The 17,540-nt window shown below is 70.8% G+C and carries 16 protein-coding genes; 4 read left to right on the top strand and 12 right to left on the bottom strand.

Going from position 1 to position 17,540, the window contains the following annotated elements; translation table 11 throughout:
- The first annotated feature begins 239 nt into the window (after positions 1 to 239).
- Entirely contained in the window at positions 240 to 1,277 is a 1,038-nt protein-coding gene (locus ABZZ20_RS03620) for a helix-turn-helix transcriptional regulator (protein WP_356866346.1), read from the top strand.
- On the opposite strand, the gene ABZZ20_RS03615 is transcribed toward ABZZ20_RS03620, so the two are convergent.
- Positions 1,223 to 2,215, bottom strand: a complete 993-nt coding sequence (locus ABZZ20_RS03615) for a LysR family transcriptional regulator (RefSeq protein ID WP_356866344.1) — start codon at positions 2,213 to 2,215, stop codon at positions 1,223 to 1,225. The genes ABZZ20_RS03620 and ABZZ20_RS03615 overlap by 55 nt on opposite strands.
- Positions 2,216 to 2,314: 99 nt before the next feature.
- On the opposite strand from ABZZ20_RS03615, the gene ABZZ20_RS03610 reads away from it, so the two are divergent.
- The 3 genes from ABZZ20_RS03610 to ABZZ20_RS03600 all read left to right on the top strand — a co-directional run bounded on the left by ABZZ20_RS03610 (position 2,315) and on the right by ABZZ20_RS03600 (position 5,526).
- Positions 2,315 to 3,595, top strand: a complete 1,281-nt coding sequence (locus ABZZ20_RS03610; protein ID WP_356866342.1) for an MFS transporter — start codon at positions 2,315 to 2,317, stop codon at positions 3,593 to 3,595.
- A 148-nt stretch (positions 3,596 to 3,743) separates the two neighbouring features.
- On the top strand, positions 3,744 to 4,436 hold the full coding sequence (locus ABZZ20_RS03605) for a L,D-transpeptidase family protein (RefSeq protein WP_356867181.1): 693 nt from the start codon (positions 3,744 to 3,746) through the stop codon (positions 4,434 to 4,436).
- 73 nt (positions 4,437 to 4,509) lie between these two features.
- Positions 4,510 to 5,526, top strand: coding sequence for a sigma-70 family RNA polymerase sigma factor (locus ABZZ20_RS03600; protein ID WP_356866340.1), 1,017 nt, complete (start codon positions 4,510 to 4,512; stop codon positions 5,524 to 5,526).
- On the opposite strand, the gene ABZZ20_RS03595 is transcribed toward ABZZ20_RS03600, so the two are convergent.
- The 11 genes from ABZZ20_RS03595 to ABZZ20_RS03545 form a co-directional block, all read right to left on the bottom strand.
- Complete coding sequence (locus tag ABZZ20_RS03595) at positions 5,422 to 5,757, bottom strand: STAS domain-containing protein (RefSeq protein WP_356866338.1); 336 nt, start codon at positions 5,755 to 5,757, stop codon at positions 5,422 to 5,424. The genes ABZZ20_RS03600 and ABZZ20_RS03595 overlap by 105 nt on opposite strands.
- A gap of 50 nt (positions 5,758 to 5,807) precedes the next feature.
- Positions 5,808 to 6,398 (bottom strand): Uma2 family endonuclease, encoded by a 591-nt coding sequence (locus ABZZ20_RS03590; protein WP_356866336.1) that lies wholly within the window; start codon positions 6,396 to 6,398, stop codon positions 5,808 to 5,810.
- A 94-nt stretch (positions 6,399 to 6,492) separates the two neighbouring features.
- Entirely contained in the window at positions 6,493 to 7,770 is a 1,278-nt protein-coding gene (locus tag ABZZ20_RS03585) for a thymidine phosphorylase (RefSeq protein WP_356866334.1), read from the bottom strand.
- Positions 7,771 to 7,870: 100 nt separating this feature from the next.
- Positions 7,871 to 8,260 carry a cytidine deaminase gene (locus ABZZ20_RS03580; RefSeq protein ID WP_356866332.1) on the bottom strand — a complete coding sequence of 130 codons (390 nt, stop codon included), beginning with the start codon at positions 8,258 to 8,260 and terminating at the stop codon, positions 7,871 to 7,873.
- On the bottom strand, positions 8,257 to 9,522 hold the full coding sequence (locus tag ABZZ20_RS03575) for an ABC transporter permease (RefSeq protein ID WP_356866330.1): 1,266 nt from the start codon (positions 9,520 to 9,522) through the stop codon (positions 8,257 to 8,259). Before ABZZ20_RS03575 ends, ABZZ20_RS03580 begins: the two co-directional genes overlap by 4 nt.
- Entirely contained in the window at positions 9,519 to 10,634 is a 1,116-nt protein-coding gene (locus ABZZ20_RS03570; RefSeq protein ID WP_356866328.1) for an ABC transporter permease, read from the bottom strand. The genes ABZZ20_RS03575 and ABZZ20_RS03570 overlap by 4 nt, the downstream gene beginning before the upstream one ends.
- Positions 10,631 to 12,298, bottom strand: coding sequence for an ABC transporter ATP-binding protein (locus tag ABZZ20_RS03565; protein ID WP_356867179.1), 1,668 nt, complete (start codon positions 12,296 to 12,298; stop codon positions 10,631 to 10,633). Before ABZZ20_RS03565 ends, ABZZ20_RS03570 begins: the two co-directional genes overlap by 4 nt.
- A gap of 235 nt (positions 12,299 to 12,533) precedes the next feature.
- The gene (locus ABZZ20_RS03560) at positions 12,534 to 13,601 is read right to left on the bottom strand and encodes a BMP family ABC transporter substrate-binding protein (protein ID WP_356866326.1); all 1,068 of its coding nucleotides are present in this window, start codon (positions 13,599 to 13,601) and stop codon (positions 12,534 to 12,536) included.
- A 218-nt stretch (positions 13,602 to 13,819) separates the two neighbouring features.
- Positions 13,820 to 15,064 (bottom strand): amidohydrolase, encoded by a 1,245-nt coding sequence (locus ABZZ20_RS03555; protein ID WP_356867177.1) that lies wholly within the window; start codon positions 15,062 to 15,064, stop codon positions 13,820 to 13,822.
- Between the two features lie 137 nt (positions 15,065 to 15,201).
- Positions 15,202 to 16,467: a hypothetical protein gene (locus tag ABZZ20_RS03550; protein ID WP_356866324.1), complete on the bottom strand. Its 1,266-nt coding sequence runs from the start codon at positions 16,465 to 16,467 to the stop codon at positions 15,202 to 15,204.
- Positions 16,468 to 16,536: 69 nt separating this feature from the next.
- Positions 16,537 to 17,436 carry an N-acetylneuraminate synthase family protein gene (locus ABZZ20_RS03545; protein ID WP_356867175.1) on the bottom strand — a complete coding sequence of 300 codons (900 nt, stop codon included), beginning with the start codon at positions 17,434 to 17,436 and terminating at the stop codon, positions 16,537 to 16,539.
- Between the last annotated feature and the right edge of the window lie 104 nt (positions 17,437 to 17,540).

Genomic DNA, 17,540 nt, shown 5'->3' with positions numbered 1-17,540 from the left:
ACGGTGTGCGCCCGTGCGTCGGGCGGCAGCCACCAGGGCGGGGTGCGGGCCCGGCAGGACGACCACGACCCCCGTCCGTCCCTGCGGATCCGCTCCTCCGCCACCGCGTTCCCCCTTCACCCGGTAGATCCACTGTGCCGGTTCGGCATATGCCGAAGCCGTCCGACCGGGCGTCGTCTTGCCGCCTTGCGGGAACACGAGGGGTTTACAAACATCTATAAGCCGGGACGAATACGCATATGCCAGCCGATGAAGCTGAGCCGCCCACCGGGGGCGGCCTGAGTCGCGCCGCCCAGCGGCTGTACGGGTACGCCGTGGAGCGGCAGTCCTTCGCCGAGGCGGAGGCCACCGAGGCCCTCGGAGCGCGGGCCGCCGCGGCGATCACCGAGCTGGCCGCCGCGCACCTGCTCCAGCGGGCCCCCGGAGGCGGACTGGACCGCTGGAGCGCCGTCGCACCGCGGGCGGCGGCAGCCCGGGCGCTGGCCCCGCTGGCCCTGCTCGTACGGGAGACCCACGACGAGATGGACCGGCTGCGCGGGCAGCTGGAGGCGCTGGTGCCGGCGTACGAGGCGGGGACGGCGCACCGCGACCGGAACGGATCGGGGCGCCTGGAACTGGAGGTGGTCACGGACCTGGGGGCGGTGCGCGGGTTGATCGCGGAGCTGGTCGCGGCGTGCGAGCAGGAGCTGTTGACCTCGCAGCCGGGCGGCGGCCGGCCGTTGGAGACGCTGGAGGAGGCGATCGGCCGGGACGAGTCGTTGCTGACGCGCGGGGTGCGGATGCGCACGATCTACCAGCACACGGCGCGCTACTCGCGCCCCACGGCCGCGTACGTGGAGCGGGTGACGGCGCTGGGCGCGCAGGTGCGGACGCTGGGCGACGGGCTGATGCGGATGCTGGTCTTCGACGAGCACACGGGACTGATGGCGGTGCCGGACCGTGACGGGGCGGCACTGGTGGTGCGGCAGCCGGCCGTCGTGCACTTCATGACGTCGGCGTTCGAACGGTCGTGGGTGGCCGCGGAACCGTTCCCCACGACGGTGAGCCCGGAGGCGGCCCGCTCGCTCTCGGACGAGCTGCGGCAGACGATCGTACGGCTGCTGTCGGAGGGGCTGGAGGACAAGGTGATCGCCCGTCGACTGGGCATGTCGGAGCGGACCTGCCAGCGGCACATCGCGGAGATCATACGGGCGGTGGGCGCCAGGTCCCGTTTCCAGGCGGGCTACTTGCTCTCCCCGGCCGCGCCGCCCGCCCCCGACGGCTGCGCGGGGTCCTGAACGGGGCCGCCGTGCAGTTCGGGGATCAGCCGACCGCGCCGGGACAGCAGGAACCGCTTGAACTCGGCGACGGGCGGCGTGTCGGGGTGGCCGTCGAGCCAGGCGAGCCCGATCTCGCGGACCGCGCGCGGGGCGGTCACCGTCAGCTCGACCACGCCGGGGCGGGCCACCGCGGGGGGCGGCAGCAGGGCCACGCCGAGGCCCGCCGCGACCAGGCCGCGAAGCGTCTCGGCCTCCTCGCCCTCGAAGGCCACCCGGGGGGTGAACCCCGCCTCGGCGCACAGGTCGTCGGTGATGCGGCGCAGGCCGTAGCCGGCCTCCAGGGTGACGAAGGTTTCCTCGGCGGCCTCGGCGAGGCGGATGCGCTTGCGGGTGGCGAGGCGGTGGTCGTCGGGGACCACCAGGCGCAGCCGCTGCTCGTCCAGGCGGCGGGCGACCAGGTCGGGGGCGTCCGGCAGCGGTGAGGTCAGGCAGAGGTCGAGCTCGCCCGCGCGCAGCCGCTCCAGCATGGCCTCGCCGTAGTTCTGGACCAGGGAGAAGCGCACGCGCGGATGGTCGGTGCGGAAGGCGCGGATCAGGCCGGGTACGGTCTCGGGCCCGAGGGTGTGGAGGAAGCCGAACGCCACCTTGCCGTAGGCGGGATCGGCGTCCTGCTGCACCGACTCGGCGGCGCGGGCGATTTCGGCGAGGGCCCGTTCGGCCGAGGCGAGGAAGGTGCGCCCGGCCGTCGTCAGGGCGACGGTACGGCCCTTGCGGGCGAACAGCGTGACGCCGAGGTCCTGTTCGAGCCGGACCATGGCCCGGGACAGGGTGGACTGGGGAACGCCCAGCTCGTGGGCGGCGCGGGTCACGTGCTCGTGGCGGGCGACGGCGGCGAAGTACGCCAGCCTGGGGGCCAGCAAACCTGTCACGGCCGTGTCTTCTACGTAACGGTTCATTTACAGGCACCCTTCTGAGCTGCAGTGATGCATCAGTGGATCGATTATCGCGATTCTGTGCATTGGACGCATGAAACGGGCCGGGGCTACGGTCGTTCCATGCCTCCCGCTCATACCGGGGCACCCGTCATCGCGGGTGCCTCTGCCTCGTCGTCCTCCGCACCGGAACCCCGCTCCCCCGGCCGCCCCGGCTACCGCCGCATGAGCCTCGCGCTCTTCGCCGCCGGACTCGCGACGTTCGCCCTCCTCTACTCCACCCAGGCACTGCTGCCCGCGATCTCCGACGGGTTCGGGGTGACGGCGGGTCGGGCCAGCTGGACGGTGTCCGCGGCCACCGGCGCACTCGCCCTGTTCGTCCTGCCGCTCAGCGCGCTCTCGGAGCGCTTCGGGCGGACCCGGATGATGACGGTCTCCATGGTGATCGCCGTCGGCGTCGGGCTCCTGGTGCCGTTCGCGCCGAACCTGGAGTGGCTGGTGGCGCTGCGCGCGGTCCAGGGCGCGGCGATCGCCGGGATTCCGGCCTCCGCGATGGCCTACCTGGCGGAAGAGGTCAAGCCGAAGGCACTGGTGGGTGCGATCGGCCTGTTCGTGGCGGGCAATTCCATCGGTGGCATGAGCGGTCGTCTGGTCACCGGCTGGGCGGCACAGGTGTGGGGCTGGCGGGGCGGCCTGCTGGCCGTCGGTCTACTGGCCCTGGCCTGCGCGGCGGCCTTCCTCGTCCTGCTCCCCCGGGCCCGGTTCTTCCGCCCGGCCTCGCTGAACCCGCGGGCGGTCGCCACCACCGTCGGCGGCCACCTGCGCGATCCGCTGCTGATGCGGCTGTACGGGATCGGCGCACTGTTCATGACCGTCTTCGGCGCCGTGTACACGGTGATCGGCTACCGCCTGGTGGACGAGCCGTTCTCGCTGGGGCAGGGCGTGATCGGGTCGATCTTCCTGATCTACCTGGTGGGTACGGTCTCCTCGGCCGCCGCCGGGCAGCTGGTGGCCCGGACGGGCCGGCGCGGCGCGTTGTACCTGGCGGTGACCACGACCGCGCTGGGGCTGCTGCTCTCCCTCTCGCAGTGGCTGATCGCGATCCTGCTGGGGCTGGTCCTGATCACCGCGGGCTTCTTCGCGGGGCACGCGGTGGCGTCCGCCGCGGTGAGTCGGACCGCGAAGTCGGGCCGCGCGCAGGCCTCCGCGCTGTACCAGTCGGCGTACTACCTCGGTTCCAGCGCGGGCGGCACGCTGGGCGCGCTGGCCTACCACTCGGCGGGGTGGGCGGCCACGGTGGGCATCGCGCTGCTGGCGGTGCTCGGCGTCGTGTCGATCACCCTCTACGGCTCGCACGCGGCCCGTGCCGAGCGCCGCCACGCCCCGCTGGCCGCCGCACGCTGATACGGCAGTGCGCGTATGTGCCCGTACCGCATCGGTACGAAGTGATTTACGGAGCCCGGAGGCCAACCCGCCCCGGGCTCCGGCACGTTCCGCCCCCTTTGCCGGGAAGGACTGAGGGGGGAGGGAGTCCGACGTGAAATCCATGCGGATGCGTACGGGGCCGCGTGCGGCGGCGGTGGTCTGCGGGGCGGTGGCGCTGACGGCGTCCCTGGTGGCCGGCGGGGCCGGGACGGCGCGGGCCGCCTCGTGCAACGTGACCACCGGGCCGTACCAGCGGCAGGTCGAACAGTTCTTGGGGCGGCCCGTCGACGGACGGCAGTCGGCGGCCGACTGCGAGGCGATCAAGGGGTTCCAGGCGAAGCACGGCATCACCCCGACCGCGGGGTACGCCGGACCGCTCACCTGGCAGACCATGAGCGTGATGCTGGCGCAGCGGGCGGCCGGCACCACCCCGAACAAGGACGGGAAGTGCCCCACCACCGTGGGCCGGATCGCCTGCGTGGACCTGACCCGCCAGCTGAGCTGGGTCCAGGACGGCGCCACCCTGGCGTACGGCCCCGTTCCGGTCCGCACGGGAAAGGCCGGCACCGAGACCCGGACCGGCCACCGGCAGATCTACTACCGCAGCATCGACCACTGGTCGACGATCTACGACGTGGCGATGCCCTACGCGCAGTTCTTCGACGGCGGCATCGCCTTCCACTCCGTCGACAAGAGCATGTGGAACCCGCCCGGCTCCGGCGGCTGCGTGAACATGCGGCCCGCGGACGCCAAGGCGTACTGGAACCTGCTGCGCAAGGGGGACGACGTGTACGTGTACGGGCGCAAGCCCGGCACGTAGGGCCTCTCCGGCTGCCATTGTCGGACCCCTCCGGTAGTTTCCGAGGTATCGGATCTACTGGGGGACCGCAGCCATGACTGACCTCGCGACCGGCACCGGACCGGGCACCGACACCGAGCTGGACGCGGCGATGGACCGCTACCGGGTCGAGCTCACCGGCTACTGCTACCGCATGCTCGGCTCCTCCTTTGACGCCGAGGACGCGGTGCAGGACACGTATGTCCGTGCCTGGCGCAGCTACGGCAAGTTCGAGGGCCGGTCCTCGCTGCGCTCGTGGCTTTACCGGATCGCCACCAACGTCTGCCTGGACCTGCTGAGCGCGGGGAACAAGCGGGCCCGCCCGATGGACCTGAGCGCACCGCAACACCAGGCCTCCGCGGTGCTCAACGAGCGCCCCGAGATGACCTGGCTGGAGCCGGTCCCGGACGGGCGGGTGCTCCCGCAGACCGCCGATCCGGCGGAGATGGCGCTGGCGAAGGAGTCCGTCCGGCTGGCGTTCGTGGCGGCGCTCCAGCACCTTCCGGCGAAGCAGCGGGCGGTACTGATCCTGCGCGAGGTGCTGGCGTGGAAGGCGGACGAGGTCGCGACGCTGCTGGACACCACGGTGGCCTCGGTGAACAGCGCCCTGCAGCGCGCCCGCGCGACCCTGTCCAGCCAGCGCTTGCGCGCGAGCGAGGCGGCTGACCCGCTGGACGCGGGGCAGGTGAAGCTGCTGGAGCAGTACCTCTCCGCCTTCGAGGCGTACGACATCTCGCGGCTCACCACGCTCCTGCACGAGGACGCGGTGCTGTCGATGCCGCCGTTCGACCTGTGGTTGCAGGGGCCCGCGGACATCGCGGCCTGGCACCTCCAGCAGGGCATCGGCTGCAAGGGCTCCCGGCTGGTCCCGACCACGGCCAACGGCCTGCCCGCCTTCGGCCAGTACCGGCCGCGGGAGGACGGGCAGGCAGGCCACATACCGTGGGCGCTCCAGGTCCTGGAGATCTCAGACGGCAAGATCGTCGGGCTCAACGCCTTCTTGGACACCGCCCGCTGGTTCCCCCTCTTCGGCCTCCCCGAGCAGCTCGACGAGTCCTACGAGGTGCAGTAGGGCGCGGAGCGCGGGCCCGGCGCCGGTCACCCGGAACGGCCGGTCCCGGGCGGTGAGCCGCAGCCGGGCCAGCAGGTCGACGGCGCCAAGGTCCGGCATGGTGACGGCGGCGGCATCGCACACCACCGCCGTCGCCCCGGCGTCGTACAGCCGGGCCAGGCTGGCGCACAGCAGCGCGGCGTCACGCGCGGTCGGGCTGGGTCCGGGCAGGACGAGTCGGGTGATCTCCATGAGAGGGTGACTGCCCGGGCCGCCGGAACTCATCGACAGGCCGTGGCCGCCTACGCGCGAGGAAAGCCGAAGGTGTCGAGAGTGAGGTCGAACGGCTCGGGGAGATGGACGGTCTCACCGAACTTGCCCGCGTGCAGGAGGCGGTACTTGCCGTCGCTGGGCTCGCCGTAGAGGTGGATGGTGGGACTGCCCGTCGCGTGCGGGTCGATCAGCAGGTAGAGCGGTACTCCCGCCGCGGCGTAGCCGTTCAGCTTGGAGACGCGGTCGTTGACGGCGTTCGACTTCGAGGTGATCTCGACGACCAGCTCGGCGGCGGCCGCGGGAACGAAGTTCTCCCCTTCCGGGACCGTATCCCTCGGCACGACTGCGAGGTCCGGGATGTAGAGACCGCTGCGGCTCGGGACGGCCACGTTGAGGGTCTGGTGGACGCCCCAGTCGTCGGGGATGACCGTGTACAGGCGGCGTTGCACCGACTCCGCGATCAAGTTGTGGTTGTTGACGGGCGGTGGTGCCACGGTGATGATCCCCTCGATGATCTCCACCTTGCAGCCTTCCGGCCAGTCCATCTCCTCCCAGAGGCGGACGACCGAATCCCAGTCGTCACCGCTCGGAGGCTGGTGCTCGACTGCGAGTGCGCTCATGGTGTGCTCCTATCGCTTCGTCACCGATCCCAGCATGCCGAACGGGACCGGCAGGGGTCTACCAGTCCCGTTCACCCGAATGAGAAGCCGCAGGTCAGGCGATGCGGTCCAGCACGATCGGCGTGGCGGAGAAGGCCGTGCCGGCCGGGGCGATGTCGTAGGAGCCCTCCAGCGCGGCCAGGGCGTACTCGAACTTCTCCGGGGTGTCCGTGTGCAGGGTCATCAGCGGCTGGCCCGCCGTCACCGTGTCGCCCGGCTTCGCGTGCAGCTCGATGCCCGCACCCGCCTGCACCGGGTCCTCCTTGCGGGCACGGCCCGCGCCGAGGCGCCAGGCGCCGACGCCCACCGCGTACGCGTCGAGGCGGGTCAGGACGCCCGAGGCCGGGGCCGTCACCACGTGCTGCTCGCGCGCGACCGGCAGCGCCGCGTCCGGGTCGCCGCCCTGGGCCGCGATCATCCGGCGCCAGTGGTCCATCGCGGAGCCGTCGGCCAGGGCCTTCGCCGGGTCGGCGTCCTTGATGCCCGCCGCGTCCAGCATCTCCTTCGCCAGCGCGATGGTCAGCTCGACCACGTCGGCGGGGCCGCCGCCCGCCAGGACCTCCACCGACTCGCGGACCTCCAGCGCGTTTCCGGCGGTCAGGCCCAGCGGCGTGGACATGTCGGTCAGCAGTGCGACGGTCTTGACGCCCGAGTCGGTGCCGAGGCCCACCATGGTCCGCGCCAGCTCGCGCGCGTCCTCGATGTTCTTCATGAAGGCGCCGGAGCCGACCTTCACGTCCAGGACGAGCGAGCCCGTCCCTTCGGCGATCTTCTTGGACATGATCGAGGAGGCGATCAGCGGAATGGCCTCCACGGTGCCCGTCACGTCGCGCAGGGCGTACAGCTTCTTGTCGGCGGGGGCCAGGCCGTCGCCCGCCGCGCAGATGACCGCGCCCGTGGTGTCCAGGACGTGCAGCATCTCCTCGTTGGAGAGCAGCGCGCGCCAGCCCGGGATGGACTCCAGCTTGTCCAGGGTGCCGCCGGTGTGACCGAGGCCCCGGCCCGACAGCTGCGGCACGGCCGCGCCGCACGCGGCGACGAGCGGGGCCAGCGGAAGGGTGATCTTGTCGCCGACGCCGCCCGTGGAGTGCTTGTCGGCGGTCGGGCGGGAAAGGGAGTCGAAGTTCATCCGCTCGCCCGACGCGATCATCGCGGCGGTCCAGCGGGCGATCTCGGCCCGGTTCATGCCGTTGAGCAGGATGGCCATCGCCAGCGCCGACATCTGCTCGTCGGCGACGACACCGCGCGTGTACGCGTCGATGACCCAGTCGATCTGCTCGGGGCTCAGCTCACCGCGGTCCCGCTTGGTACGGATGACGGAGATGACGTCCATGTGGTGCTTCCTTCTACGCGCATAGAGGGGGGTGTGGGAGAGGGGTTCCGAAGAAGTACGACGGCCCTTCACCCGGCAGGGCGAAGGGCCGTCGGCACGGCTATCTCAGGTGGTCCGGCCCGAAGGCCTGCGGGAGCATCGCCGAGAGCGGCAGGATGCCCTCCGGCGTGTCCACCTGGAGGTCGGGGCCGCCGAACTCGAAGAGCAGCTGACGGCAGCGTCCACAGGGGACGAGGATCTCGCCCTTGCCGTCCACACAGGTGAAGTGGGTCAGGCGACCGCCGCCCGTGGCCTGGAGGGAGGACACCAGCCCGCACTCGGCGCACAGGCCGAGCCCGTAGCTGGCGTTCTCCACGTTGCAGCCGGTGACGGTGCGTCCGTCGTCGACGAGGGCGGCTACACCGACCGGGAAGCCGGAGTAGGGGGCGTACGCCCGGGACATGGCGTCCCGGGCGGTGAGCCGCAGTGCTTCCCAGTCCACAGACGTCACTTGCCCTGGCCCTTGCGGTACGGCAGGCCGTCCGCCTTCGGCATCCGCAGCCGCTGCGCGGAGAGCGCGAGCACCAACAGCGTCGTCAGGTACGGGGCCGCGTCCACGAACTGGCTCGGGACCGAGTCGGTGAGCGCGTACCAGAGGAACAGCCCGGCGGAGCACACCGCCGCGATGCCGGCCTGGACGTGCTTCCTCTTGTACAGCTGCCAGGCGACGAGCAGCAGCAGGAGGATCGCGAGGAGCAGCAGCATCGCGTGGACGTTCTCGGCGCCACCGCGCAGCTTGAGGCTGTCGGTGAAGCCGAACAGGCCGGCGCCCAGCGCCATGCCGCCCGGCATCCAGTTACCGAAGATCATCGCGGCGAGACCGATGTAACCGCGGCCGCCGGTCTGGCCCTCCTGGTAGATCGGGCTGGCGACGATCGACAGGAACGCACCGGCGAGGCCCGCGAGGGCACCCGAGACGACGACGGCGATGTACTTGTACTTGTAGACGTTGACGCCCAGCGACTCCGCGGCGACCGGGTTCTCACCGCAGGAGCGCAGCCGCAGACCGAAGGTGGTCCGCCACAGCACCCACCAGGTGGCCGGGATGAGCAGCAGGGCGATGACCGTCAGCAGCGACAGTTCGGTCACCAGTCCACCGATGACGCCGGCGAGGTCCGAGACGAAGAACCAGTGCTTGGCCTGGAGGTCGGCCAGCCAGTCGGACAGTCCGGGAACGGTGATCTTGTAGATCGGTTCGACGCGCGGCGACTGCTTGGAGGAGCCGCCGGGGGCGTCGGCGAAGGTGAAGTTCGACAGGTACTGGGTGAAGCCCAGGGCCAGGATGTTCACGGCCACACCGGAGACGATGTGGTTGACGTTGAACGTGATGGTGATGATCGCGTGCAGCAGGCCGCCGAGCGCGCCGCCGAGGATACCCATCGCGACACCCGTCCAGGGGCCCCACTGGTAGCCGGCCCAGGCACCGAACCAGGTGCCGAGGATCATCATGCCTTCGAGGCCGATGTTGACGACGCCCGCGCGCTCGGCCCACAGGCCGCCGAGTCCGGCGAGGCCGATCGGGACAGCGAGCTGGAGGGCTCCGGAGACCTGGCCGACGGAGGTCAGGTCGTCGGCGCCGCTGATCAGGCGGACCAGCGAGACCAGCGCGAGGCCGCCCGCGATGATCAGCAGGATCCAGGGCAGGGTGAGCTTCTTGCGGCCGCCCGACTTCTTGGGGGCGGTGCTCGTCGCGGAGACGGTGCTGGTGCTCACGCCGCGACCTCCTTCTCGGTCTTGATGGCGTGGCCCGCGGCCAGCTCCTCGCCGACCTTCTGCTGCTGGCGACGGATGCCGTAGCGGCGGACGAGCTCGTACGAGACGACGACGGCGAGCACGATCAGGCCCTTCATGATCGTGCCGATCTCCTTCGCGTACCCGGCCGTGTCGAGCGAGGCCGAGGCCTTGTCGATGAAGGCCATCAGGAGGGCGGCGAAGAAGATGCCGATCGGGCTGTTGCGGCCGAGCAGCGCGATGGTGATGCCCGTGAAGCCGACGCCGACCGGGAAGGCCAGGCTGTACGTGTGGCTCTCGCCCAGCAGCACCGGCATGCCGGCGAGGCCGGCGACGGCGCCGGAGATGAGCATCGACGTGATGATCATCTTCTTGGCGTCCACGCCGGAGGCCTGCGCGGCGGACTCGCTGGCGCCGGTGGCGCGCAGGTCGAAGCCGAAGCGGGTGCGGTTGAGGACGAACCAGTAGACGATGCCCAGGGCGAAGGCGACGAAGGTGAAGCCGTAGATCTCCAGGCCGTCCCCGAGGTCCACGGCCGGGAACCAGCCGGCGTCCGGGATGTCACCGGTGGTGAGGTCGTTGGAGCCTGCGGGCTGGACGCCGAGGTTCTTCGGCAGGATCAGCCAGGCGATCAGGCTGGTCGCGATGGCGTTCAGCATGATCGTGGAGACCACCTCGCTGACGCCGCGCTTGGCCTTGAGGACACCGGCGATGCCGGCCCAGAAGGCACCCACGAACATCGCGACGACCACGATCAGCAGGATCTGCAGCGGGCCGGGCAGCGTGACGGCCGCGCCGACGACGGCGGACAGCATCGCCGCGAGGCGGTACTGGCCGTCGACGCCGATGTTGAAGAGGTTCATCCGGAAACCGATGGCCACGGCCAGGGCCGCCAGGTAGTACGTACCGGCCTGGTTCACGATGAGGACCTGCACGTCCTCGTAGCCGGCGTTCTCCACCATCAGGCGCAGCGGCTCGATCGGGTCCACACCGGTCGCCAGCAGCACGAGCATGGTCAGCAGGAACGCGGTGACCAGGGCGAGCGCGGGCCCGGCGATGGCGAGGAGAAGCCGGTCCTTGTCGAATTTCTTCATCGGGCCTCGTCCTCCGGTGAGTCGGTACCAGCCTCGGTACCGGCGGCGGAGTGGTTGTCGGTGGCTTCCAGGTTCCCGGAGGCGGCGCCCGTCATGGCGGTGCCGAGCTCCTCGGGGGTGACGGTCGCGGGGTCGGCGTCCGCGACCAGGCGGCCGCGGTAGATCACGCGCAGGGTGTCGGACAGGCCGATCAGCTCGTCCAGGTCGGCGGAGATCAGCAGGACGGCCAGGCCCTCGCGGCGGGCCTCGCGGATCGCGTCCCAGATCTGCGCCTGCGCGCCGACGTCCACACCACGGGTGGGGTGGGCGGCGATGAGGAACTTCGGGTTGTGGCTCATCTCGCGGCCGACGATCAGCTTCTGCTGGTTGCCGCCGGAGAGGGACGCCGCGGTGACCTCGATGCCGGGCGTGCGGACGTCGTACTCGCGCACGATCCGCTCGGTGTCCTTGCGGGCGGCCTTCGGGTCGATGATGCCGCGCTTGGAGTTGGGCGCCTCGGTGACGTGACCGAGGATGCGGTTCTCCCACAGCGGGGACTCCAGCAGCAGGCCGTGCCGGTGACGGTCCTCGGGGATGTACCCGATGCCGCCCTCGCGGCGCTTGCGCACCGGCGCCTTCGTGATGTCGCGGCCGTCGAGGCTGATCACGCCCGCGTCGGCGGAGTGCATGCCCATCAGGGCTTCGATGAGCTCCGTCTGGCCGTTGCCCTCGACACCTGCGATGCCGAGGATCTCGCCCTTGTGGATGGTGAAGTTGATGTCGTCGAGCAGGAGCCGGCCCGCTTCGGCGCTCTCGCGGAGGGAGGAGTCCTCCGGAGCCTCGGGCCCCAGGGTCTCCGGTTCGACGGCGACGGCGCCGGCCGCGGCGAGGGTCAACCCCTCGACGGTCAGCATCGGGACGTCCGTCACCGTGGACTCGCGCGTCTCCGGGGACGGCAGCTCCGCGCCCACCATCAGCTCGGCGAGCTGCTTGGTCGTGGTGTTGTGCGGGTCGGCGGTGCCGACCGTGGTGCCGCGGCGGATGACGGTGATGTCGTCGGCGACCTTCAGGACCTCGCCCAGCTTGTGCGAGATGAAGATGACGGTCAGGCCCTCGGCCTTGAGCTCGCGCAGGTTGTTGAAGAGCGCGTCCACTTCCTGCGGCACGAGCACGGCGGTCGGCTCGTCGAGGATGAGGATCTTCGCACCGCGGTAGAGGACCTTGAGGATCTCCACGCGCTGGCGGTCGGCAACACCCAGGTCCTCGACGAGGGCGTCGGGCCGCACGCCGAGGCCGTACGCGTCCGAGATCTCCATGATCTTCTTGCGGGCCTTGGTGCCGATGCCGTACAGCTTCTCGCCGCCGAGGACCACGTTCTCCAGGACGGTGAGGTTGTCGGCGAGCATGAAGTGCTGGTGCACCATGCCGATGCCGCGGGCGATGGCCTCGCCGGGGCTGTTGAAGGAGACCTGTTCCCCGTCGATGGCGATGGTCCCCTCGTCCGGCTTCTGCATGCCGTAGAGGATCTTCATCAGGGTCGACTTGCCGGCGCCGTTCTCACCGACGAGGGCATGGACCGTGCCCTTGCGGACGGTGATCGCGATGTCCTTGTTGGCGACGACGCCGGGGAAGCGCTTGGTGATGCCGTGGAGTTCTACGGCGGGGGGCGGGCTGGACGCGTTGATGACGCACTCTCCTTGGCGCGGAAGGAGCTGGAAAAGCCGGAGGGCAGGGGGACAGGGCGGGGAGAGAAGGTATCGCGTCCACGATGCCTCTACGCGCGTAGCACTGTCGAAAGTGAAAACTTGCGGCCACTGACCACAAGACCCACGGAGCACGGCTCGGGGCCCGGGAGCGGCACGGACCGCCCCCCGGACCCCGGAGACCACTACTGATCGTCACACATCGACGGACTCGGCCTTACGGCGCGGTCTTGACGGTGATCTTCTTGGCGATGATGTCGGCCTTCGCCTTCTCGACTGCGGCGAGGAGCTCGGTCATCTTCTTGTACTCGGGGTTGGAGTCGGCCAGGCCGACACCGTTCGCGTCCAGGCCGTAGCGGACCTCACCGGTCTGCGGCTTGCCGTCCTGAACCGACTTGATCTCGTTGAAGACGGCACCGGAGACGTCCTTGGTGACCGAGGTCAGGATGTGCTCCTTGTACTTCGACAGACCGGCCTGGTTGTACTGGTCGGAGTCGACGCCGATGGCCCACTTGCCCTTGGCCGAGGCGGCCTCGATGGCACCCGAGCCCGCGAGACCGGCAGCGGCGTAGACCACGTCGGCGCCGGCGTCGAGCTGACCCTGGGCGGCGGCCTTGCCGAGGTCGGGCTTGGAGAAGCCGTCGAAGTTCGGCGGCTGGGTCAGGTACTGGGAGAGCACCTTGGCGTTGGGGTTGGTGTCCTTGACGCCCTGGGTGAAGCCCGCCTCGAACTTCTTGATGAGCGGGACCTCGACGCCACCGATGAAGCCGACCGTGCCGGTCTTGGACGCCTTGGCGGCGGCGACGCCGGCCAGGTAGGAGCCCTGCTCCTCGTTGAAGACCAGGTTGGCGATGTTCGCACCGGTCACGGAGGTGTCGTCGATGATGCCGAACGTGGTGTTCGGGAACTTCGGCGCGACCTTCTTGATGGCGGGGGCGTAAGAGAAACCGACGCCGATCACCGGGTTGTTGCCCTTGCGGGCCAGCTCGGTGAGGCGCTGGACCTTGTCGGCCTCGCCCTCGCCCTCGGTGGGCTCGGCCTCGACGCCCTTGACGCCCAGTTCCTTCTCGGCCTTCTGCAGACCGGCGTAGGCGGCGTCGTTGAACGACTGGTCGCCACGGCCACCGATGTCGTACGCGAGGGCGACGCTGGTGGACTTGGAGGAAGAGGACGAAGACGGGGAGGAAGAGGTGTCCGAAGACTTCTTTCCGCCACAGGCGGTGGCCGAGAGGGCCAGCGCCGCGGACGCGATGCCCACGGTGGCGATCCTGGTGATCCGGCGCAAGGGGAGGCTCCTTCAAAACCTGACCGAAGCGCCACGACCGGCGCTGGTTTCGCCGCGATCGTAACGCGCGTAGATGTCAGTTAAAGGCCCGTTCATGAGTCGTTATCGGATCGTCGTGAATCGGACAGTGACCGAACGGTGACGATCCTTGCGCCCAGCCCTTGTGTACCAAGGGCTGGACACGCGTGACTTCACACGCTCAGATGTTGTAAGAACTTTTACCCGAGCGGCCTCGCCCGACGCCCGTCGAGCAGTGCGGCAGCCGTGAAGAACTCCACGCCGACCCCGATCGCGGCCTCGTCGACGTCGAAGTCGCCCCGGTGGAGGTCCCGCTTGGTGCTGGAGCCGGGGGTGTGCACGCCGAGCCGGGCCATGGCCCCGGGCACGTGTTCGAGGTACCAGGAGAAGTCCTCGCCGCCGAGGCTCTGCTCGGTGTCCTCGACCGAATCCTTGCCGAGCCGGGCCGCCATGGATTCCCGCAGCAGCTCGGTCACGACCGGGTCGTTGACGACCGGCGGCACTCCGCGCACGTAGGTGATCTCCGACTTGGCCCGGTAGATCCCGGCGATCTCGTCGATCGCGGCGTGGATCTGGTCGGGGGCTTCGTGCCAGGCGTTGATGTCCAGGCAGCGGATGGTTCCCGACAGTTCCGCGTGCATCGGGATCACGTTGCAGGCGTGGCCCGCCTCGATCCGGCCCCAGGTGATCGACATGCCCGAGCGGGCGTCCATCCGGCGGGAGAGCACGGCCGGCAGGTCGACCGCCACCCGGGCGGCGGCCGTCACCAGGTCGGTGGTCAGGTGCGGACGGGCGGTGTGCCCGCCGGGGCCTTCGAGGGTGATCTCCAGGCGGTCGCAGGCGGAGGTGACGGGCCCGGTCCGCAGCCCGATCTTGCCGGCGTCCACGCGTGGGTCGCAGTGCACCGCGATGATCTTTCCTACGCCGTCCAGCACCTCGGACGCGATGGCGTCGGTGGCTCCACCGGGGAGCACCTCCTCGGCGGGCTGGAACAGCAGCCGGACCGGGCGGGGCAGCAGGCCCTCCCGGTCGAGCTCGGCGAGCACCAGGCCGGCGCCGAGGACGACCGCGGTGTGCACGTCGTGGCCGCAGGCGTGGGCACGGTCCGGGACGGTCGAGCGGTACGCGACGTGCGTCTTGGCATCCGGGATGGGCAGGGCGTCGATGTCGGCGCGCAGGGCCAGCATCGGCCGGCCCCCGTCCCAGGTGCCCACGTCACAGACCAGGCCGGTTCCGGATTTCAGCACGCGTGGGTGCAGTCCAGCTTTCTCCAGTCGTGCCTTGATCGCGGCCGTGGTGCGGAACTCCTGGTGCCCTAGCTCGGGGTGCATGTGCAAGTCCCGGCGGAAGGCGATCAGTTCGGCACGCAGGTGGTCCGGAAGCTTGCCGGGCAGCTCGGGCCGGTCGGGCGTGCCGGGCAGGGCGGTCTGGGACTCGCGGGACATCAACTGGTTCACCCGTTGAAGGGTAGGCGCACGAATGGCTCAACTGGCCGGAGATCACCAAAACTTCATGCCGTTAGGGGAAAAAAACCAGGCCTCTGGACGCATGACCGGATGCACGCGCGGGTAAACTCGCGCGCTCAACCGGCCGCGGAAGCCGTCTGGACTGGGATTCTGCGCACATCACGGGCGGTCTCGCTGACCCCCGCGAGGAAACCGCGGGCCCGCGGCGAGGCCGAGCCCGTGAGCCAGGCCGGGTCGACATCGCATACGACGACGGTCACACCGGTACCGGTCAGCGCGTACGGCAGGGTGTGGACGACCGTGGACGGAAAGCTGACGACGGTTCGGCCGACCGGCCCGCGCCGGGCGACCAGCTCCAGGGGCAGGTCCGGGCGGACGATTTCGAGCCCGGTCGCCTCGCTGACGGCGCGTAGCTTCTCCGGGGACTCCCGGCGGTGCGCGAAGTAGCGGGTGGCGCCGTGTTCGCGGGTCAGGGCCCGTACGGCGTCCAGGTAGCGGGCCGGATCCACCACGCCGGTCTCCACGAGGGAGGTGCCGACCAGGTCGGTGCCCCTGGTCAGGCGCGGCGGGCCGAACCGGGAGCGGGTCCAGGCGAAGTCGTTGACCCGTAGCGTCATCGCGCCGTGGACGGTGACGGGCATCGAGCTGAACACCTCGACGCGGCGCCCCTTGCCCGTTGCCGGGGTGAAGCGGCGCCGGGCGGTGGCCGAGACCGGGGCGTACGCGAGCTCGCGCACCCGGCCGGGCAGTCCCGAGCCGCCCACCCTGTGCCAGCGCACGAGGCGTTCGCCGCGTGCCGTCTGGGCGACGAACTCCATCGTGGCGGTTCCGTCGTCGACCACCACGAGCTCCTCGGCCCGTACGAGGGTGAGCAGGAGCTGTACGTACCGGGAGAAGGGGTCACCGATGACGACCCGGTGGGCCGCGCGCACGTCCCGGGCGAGCGCGGCGAGCGCCTTGAGCGGCGCGAGACGGCCGCCGCGGGCCTCCTGCCAGCGAACCTCGTACCCCTCGTCGCGTGCGAGCCCCGCCATCCGGCGCAGCTGGCCGCGGGACATCGGGTCGGTGGGGGGCAGTACGACGATCCGCAGGTGCGCCGCGCCCGCCGGACCGGAGCCGCGGGCGGTGGCTCCGCCTCCGGGCCGCGGCCCGGAGGCGGCCGGGCGGCGGTCGGTCCCGCCGTACGGGGCCGGGCCGCTGCCCGCCGCTGCGGCCGGGGGCCGGGCGGTGGCCCCGCCGGTACGGTCGGGCTGGCGCGGGACGCCGTCCAGGAGCGGGGCGCCGCCCGCCGGGGCGGTCCCTTCGGCGTACGCCCACTCCAGCACGTTCAGGAGCTGGACCGGACTCTCGACGAAAGCCAGGGTGGAGGTTGGGGGTGTCACCGCGTACTCCTCGTCAGGGGGGCGGGGCGTCGTACGGCCCGCCCGGTGGGCCGGGCACGGGCCGGGAGGTCAGACCGAGGCGAGTTCGCCCTGGACCCGGCGGAGCTTCTTCATGGGGCCGAGCTCGGAGGCGTAGACGCGCTTGACGCCGTCGCCGAGCGCGGTCTCGATGGTGCGGATGTCGCGGACGAGCCGGGACAGCCCGCCCGGCTCCACGGAGGCGGCCTGGTCGGAGCCCCACATCGCGCGGTCGAGCGTGATGTGCCGCTCGACGAAGGTGGCGCCGAGGGCGACGGCCGCGAGGGTGGTCTGCAGGCCCGTCTCGTGGCCGGAGTAGCCGATCGGGACGTTGGGGAACTCCTCCTGCAGGGTGTTGATCACCCGCAGGTTGAGCTCCTCCGCCTTGGCCGGGTACGTCGAAGTGGCGTGGCAGAGGAGGATGTTGTCGCTGCCGAGCACCTCCACGGCGTGCCGGATCTGCCTCGGGGTGGACATGCCGGTGGAGAGGACGACGGTGCGGCCGGTGGCGCGCACGGCACGCAGCAGCTCGTCGTCGGTGAGGGAGGCGGAGGCCACCTTGTGGGCGGGGACGTCGAACTGCTCCAGGAAGGCGACGGCCTCGGTGTCCCACGGGGAGGCGAACCAGTTGATGCCGCGCTTGGCGCAGTACTCGTCGATGGAGCGGTACTCGGCCTCGCCGAACTCCACGCGGTGCCGGTAGTCGATGTACGTCATCCGGCCCCAGGGGGTGTCGCGCTCGACGTCCCACTGGTCGCGCGGGGTGCAGATCTCCGGCGTGCGCTTCTGGAACTTCACGGCGTCGCAGCCCGCCTCGGCGGCGGCGTCGATGAGGGCGAAGGCGTTGCCGAGGTCGCCGTTGTGGTTGATGCCGATCTCACCGACGACGTAGACGGGGCGGCCGGGGCCGGCGGTGCGCGAACCGAAGCTGCGCAGGCGGGTGTGCGGGATGACGGCGGTCATGGCAGGTGACGTCCTTCGTTCGGTTCGCGGGGGTGCGGAGGGGTGCGGGGGGGGTGGGAGGGGTGAGAGGGGTGGGAGGGGTGCGGGGTCAG

This window comes from Streptomyces sp. NPDC006430 (genome assembly GCF_040612395.1).
In the GTDB taxonomy this organism is placed as follows: Bacteria; Actinomycetota; Actinomycetes; order Streptomycetales; family Streptomycetaceae; genus Streptomyces.
This window is presented reverse-complemented; position numbering and strand designations above follow the sequence as displayed.

Coding starts and splice junctions, on each gene's coding strand:
- ABZZ20_RS03610 (WP_356866342.1), top strand. CDS start 2,315: ATGCCTCCCGCTCATACCGGGGCACCCGTCATCGCGGGTGCCTCTGCC.
- ABZZ20_RS03615 (WP_356866344.1), bottom strand. CDS start 2,215: ATGAACCGTTACGTAGAAGACACGGCCGTGACAGGTTTGCTGGCCCCC.
- ABZZ20_RS03590 (WP_356866336.1), bottom strand. CDS start 6,398: ATGAGCGCACTCGCAGTCGAGCACCAGCCTCCGAGCGGTGACGACTGG.
- ABZZ20_RS03555 (WP_356867177.1), bottom strand. CDS start 15,064: ATGTCCCGCGAGTCCCAGACCGCCCTGCCCGGCACGCCCGACCGGCCC.
- ABZZ20_RS03585 (WP_356866334.1), bottom strand. CDS start 7,770: ATGGACGTCATCTCCGTCATCCGTACCAAGCGGGACCGCGGTGAGCTG.
- ABZZ20_RS03620 (WP_356866346.1), top strand. CDS start 240: ATGCCAGCCGATGAAGCTGAGCCGCCCACCGGGGGCGGCCTGAGTCGC.
- ABZZ20_RS03605 (WP_356867181.1), top strand. CDS start 3,744: ATGCGTACGGGGCCGCGTGCGGCGGCGGTGGTCTGCGGGGCGGTGGCG.
- ABZZ20_RS03600 (WP_356866340.1), top strand. CDS start 4,510: ATGACTGACCTCGCGACCGGCACCGGACCGGGCACCGACACCGAGCTG.
- ABZZ20_RS03595 (WP_356866338.1), bottom strand. CDS start 5,757: ATGGAGATCACCCGACTCGTCCTGCCCGGACCCAGCCCGACCGCGCGT.
- ABZZ20_RS03570 (WP_356866328.1), bottom strand. CDS start 10,634: ATGAAGAAATTCGACAAGGACCGGCTTCTCCTCGCCATCGCCGGGCCC.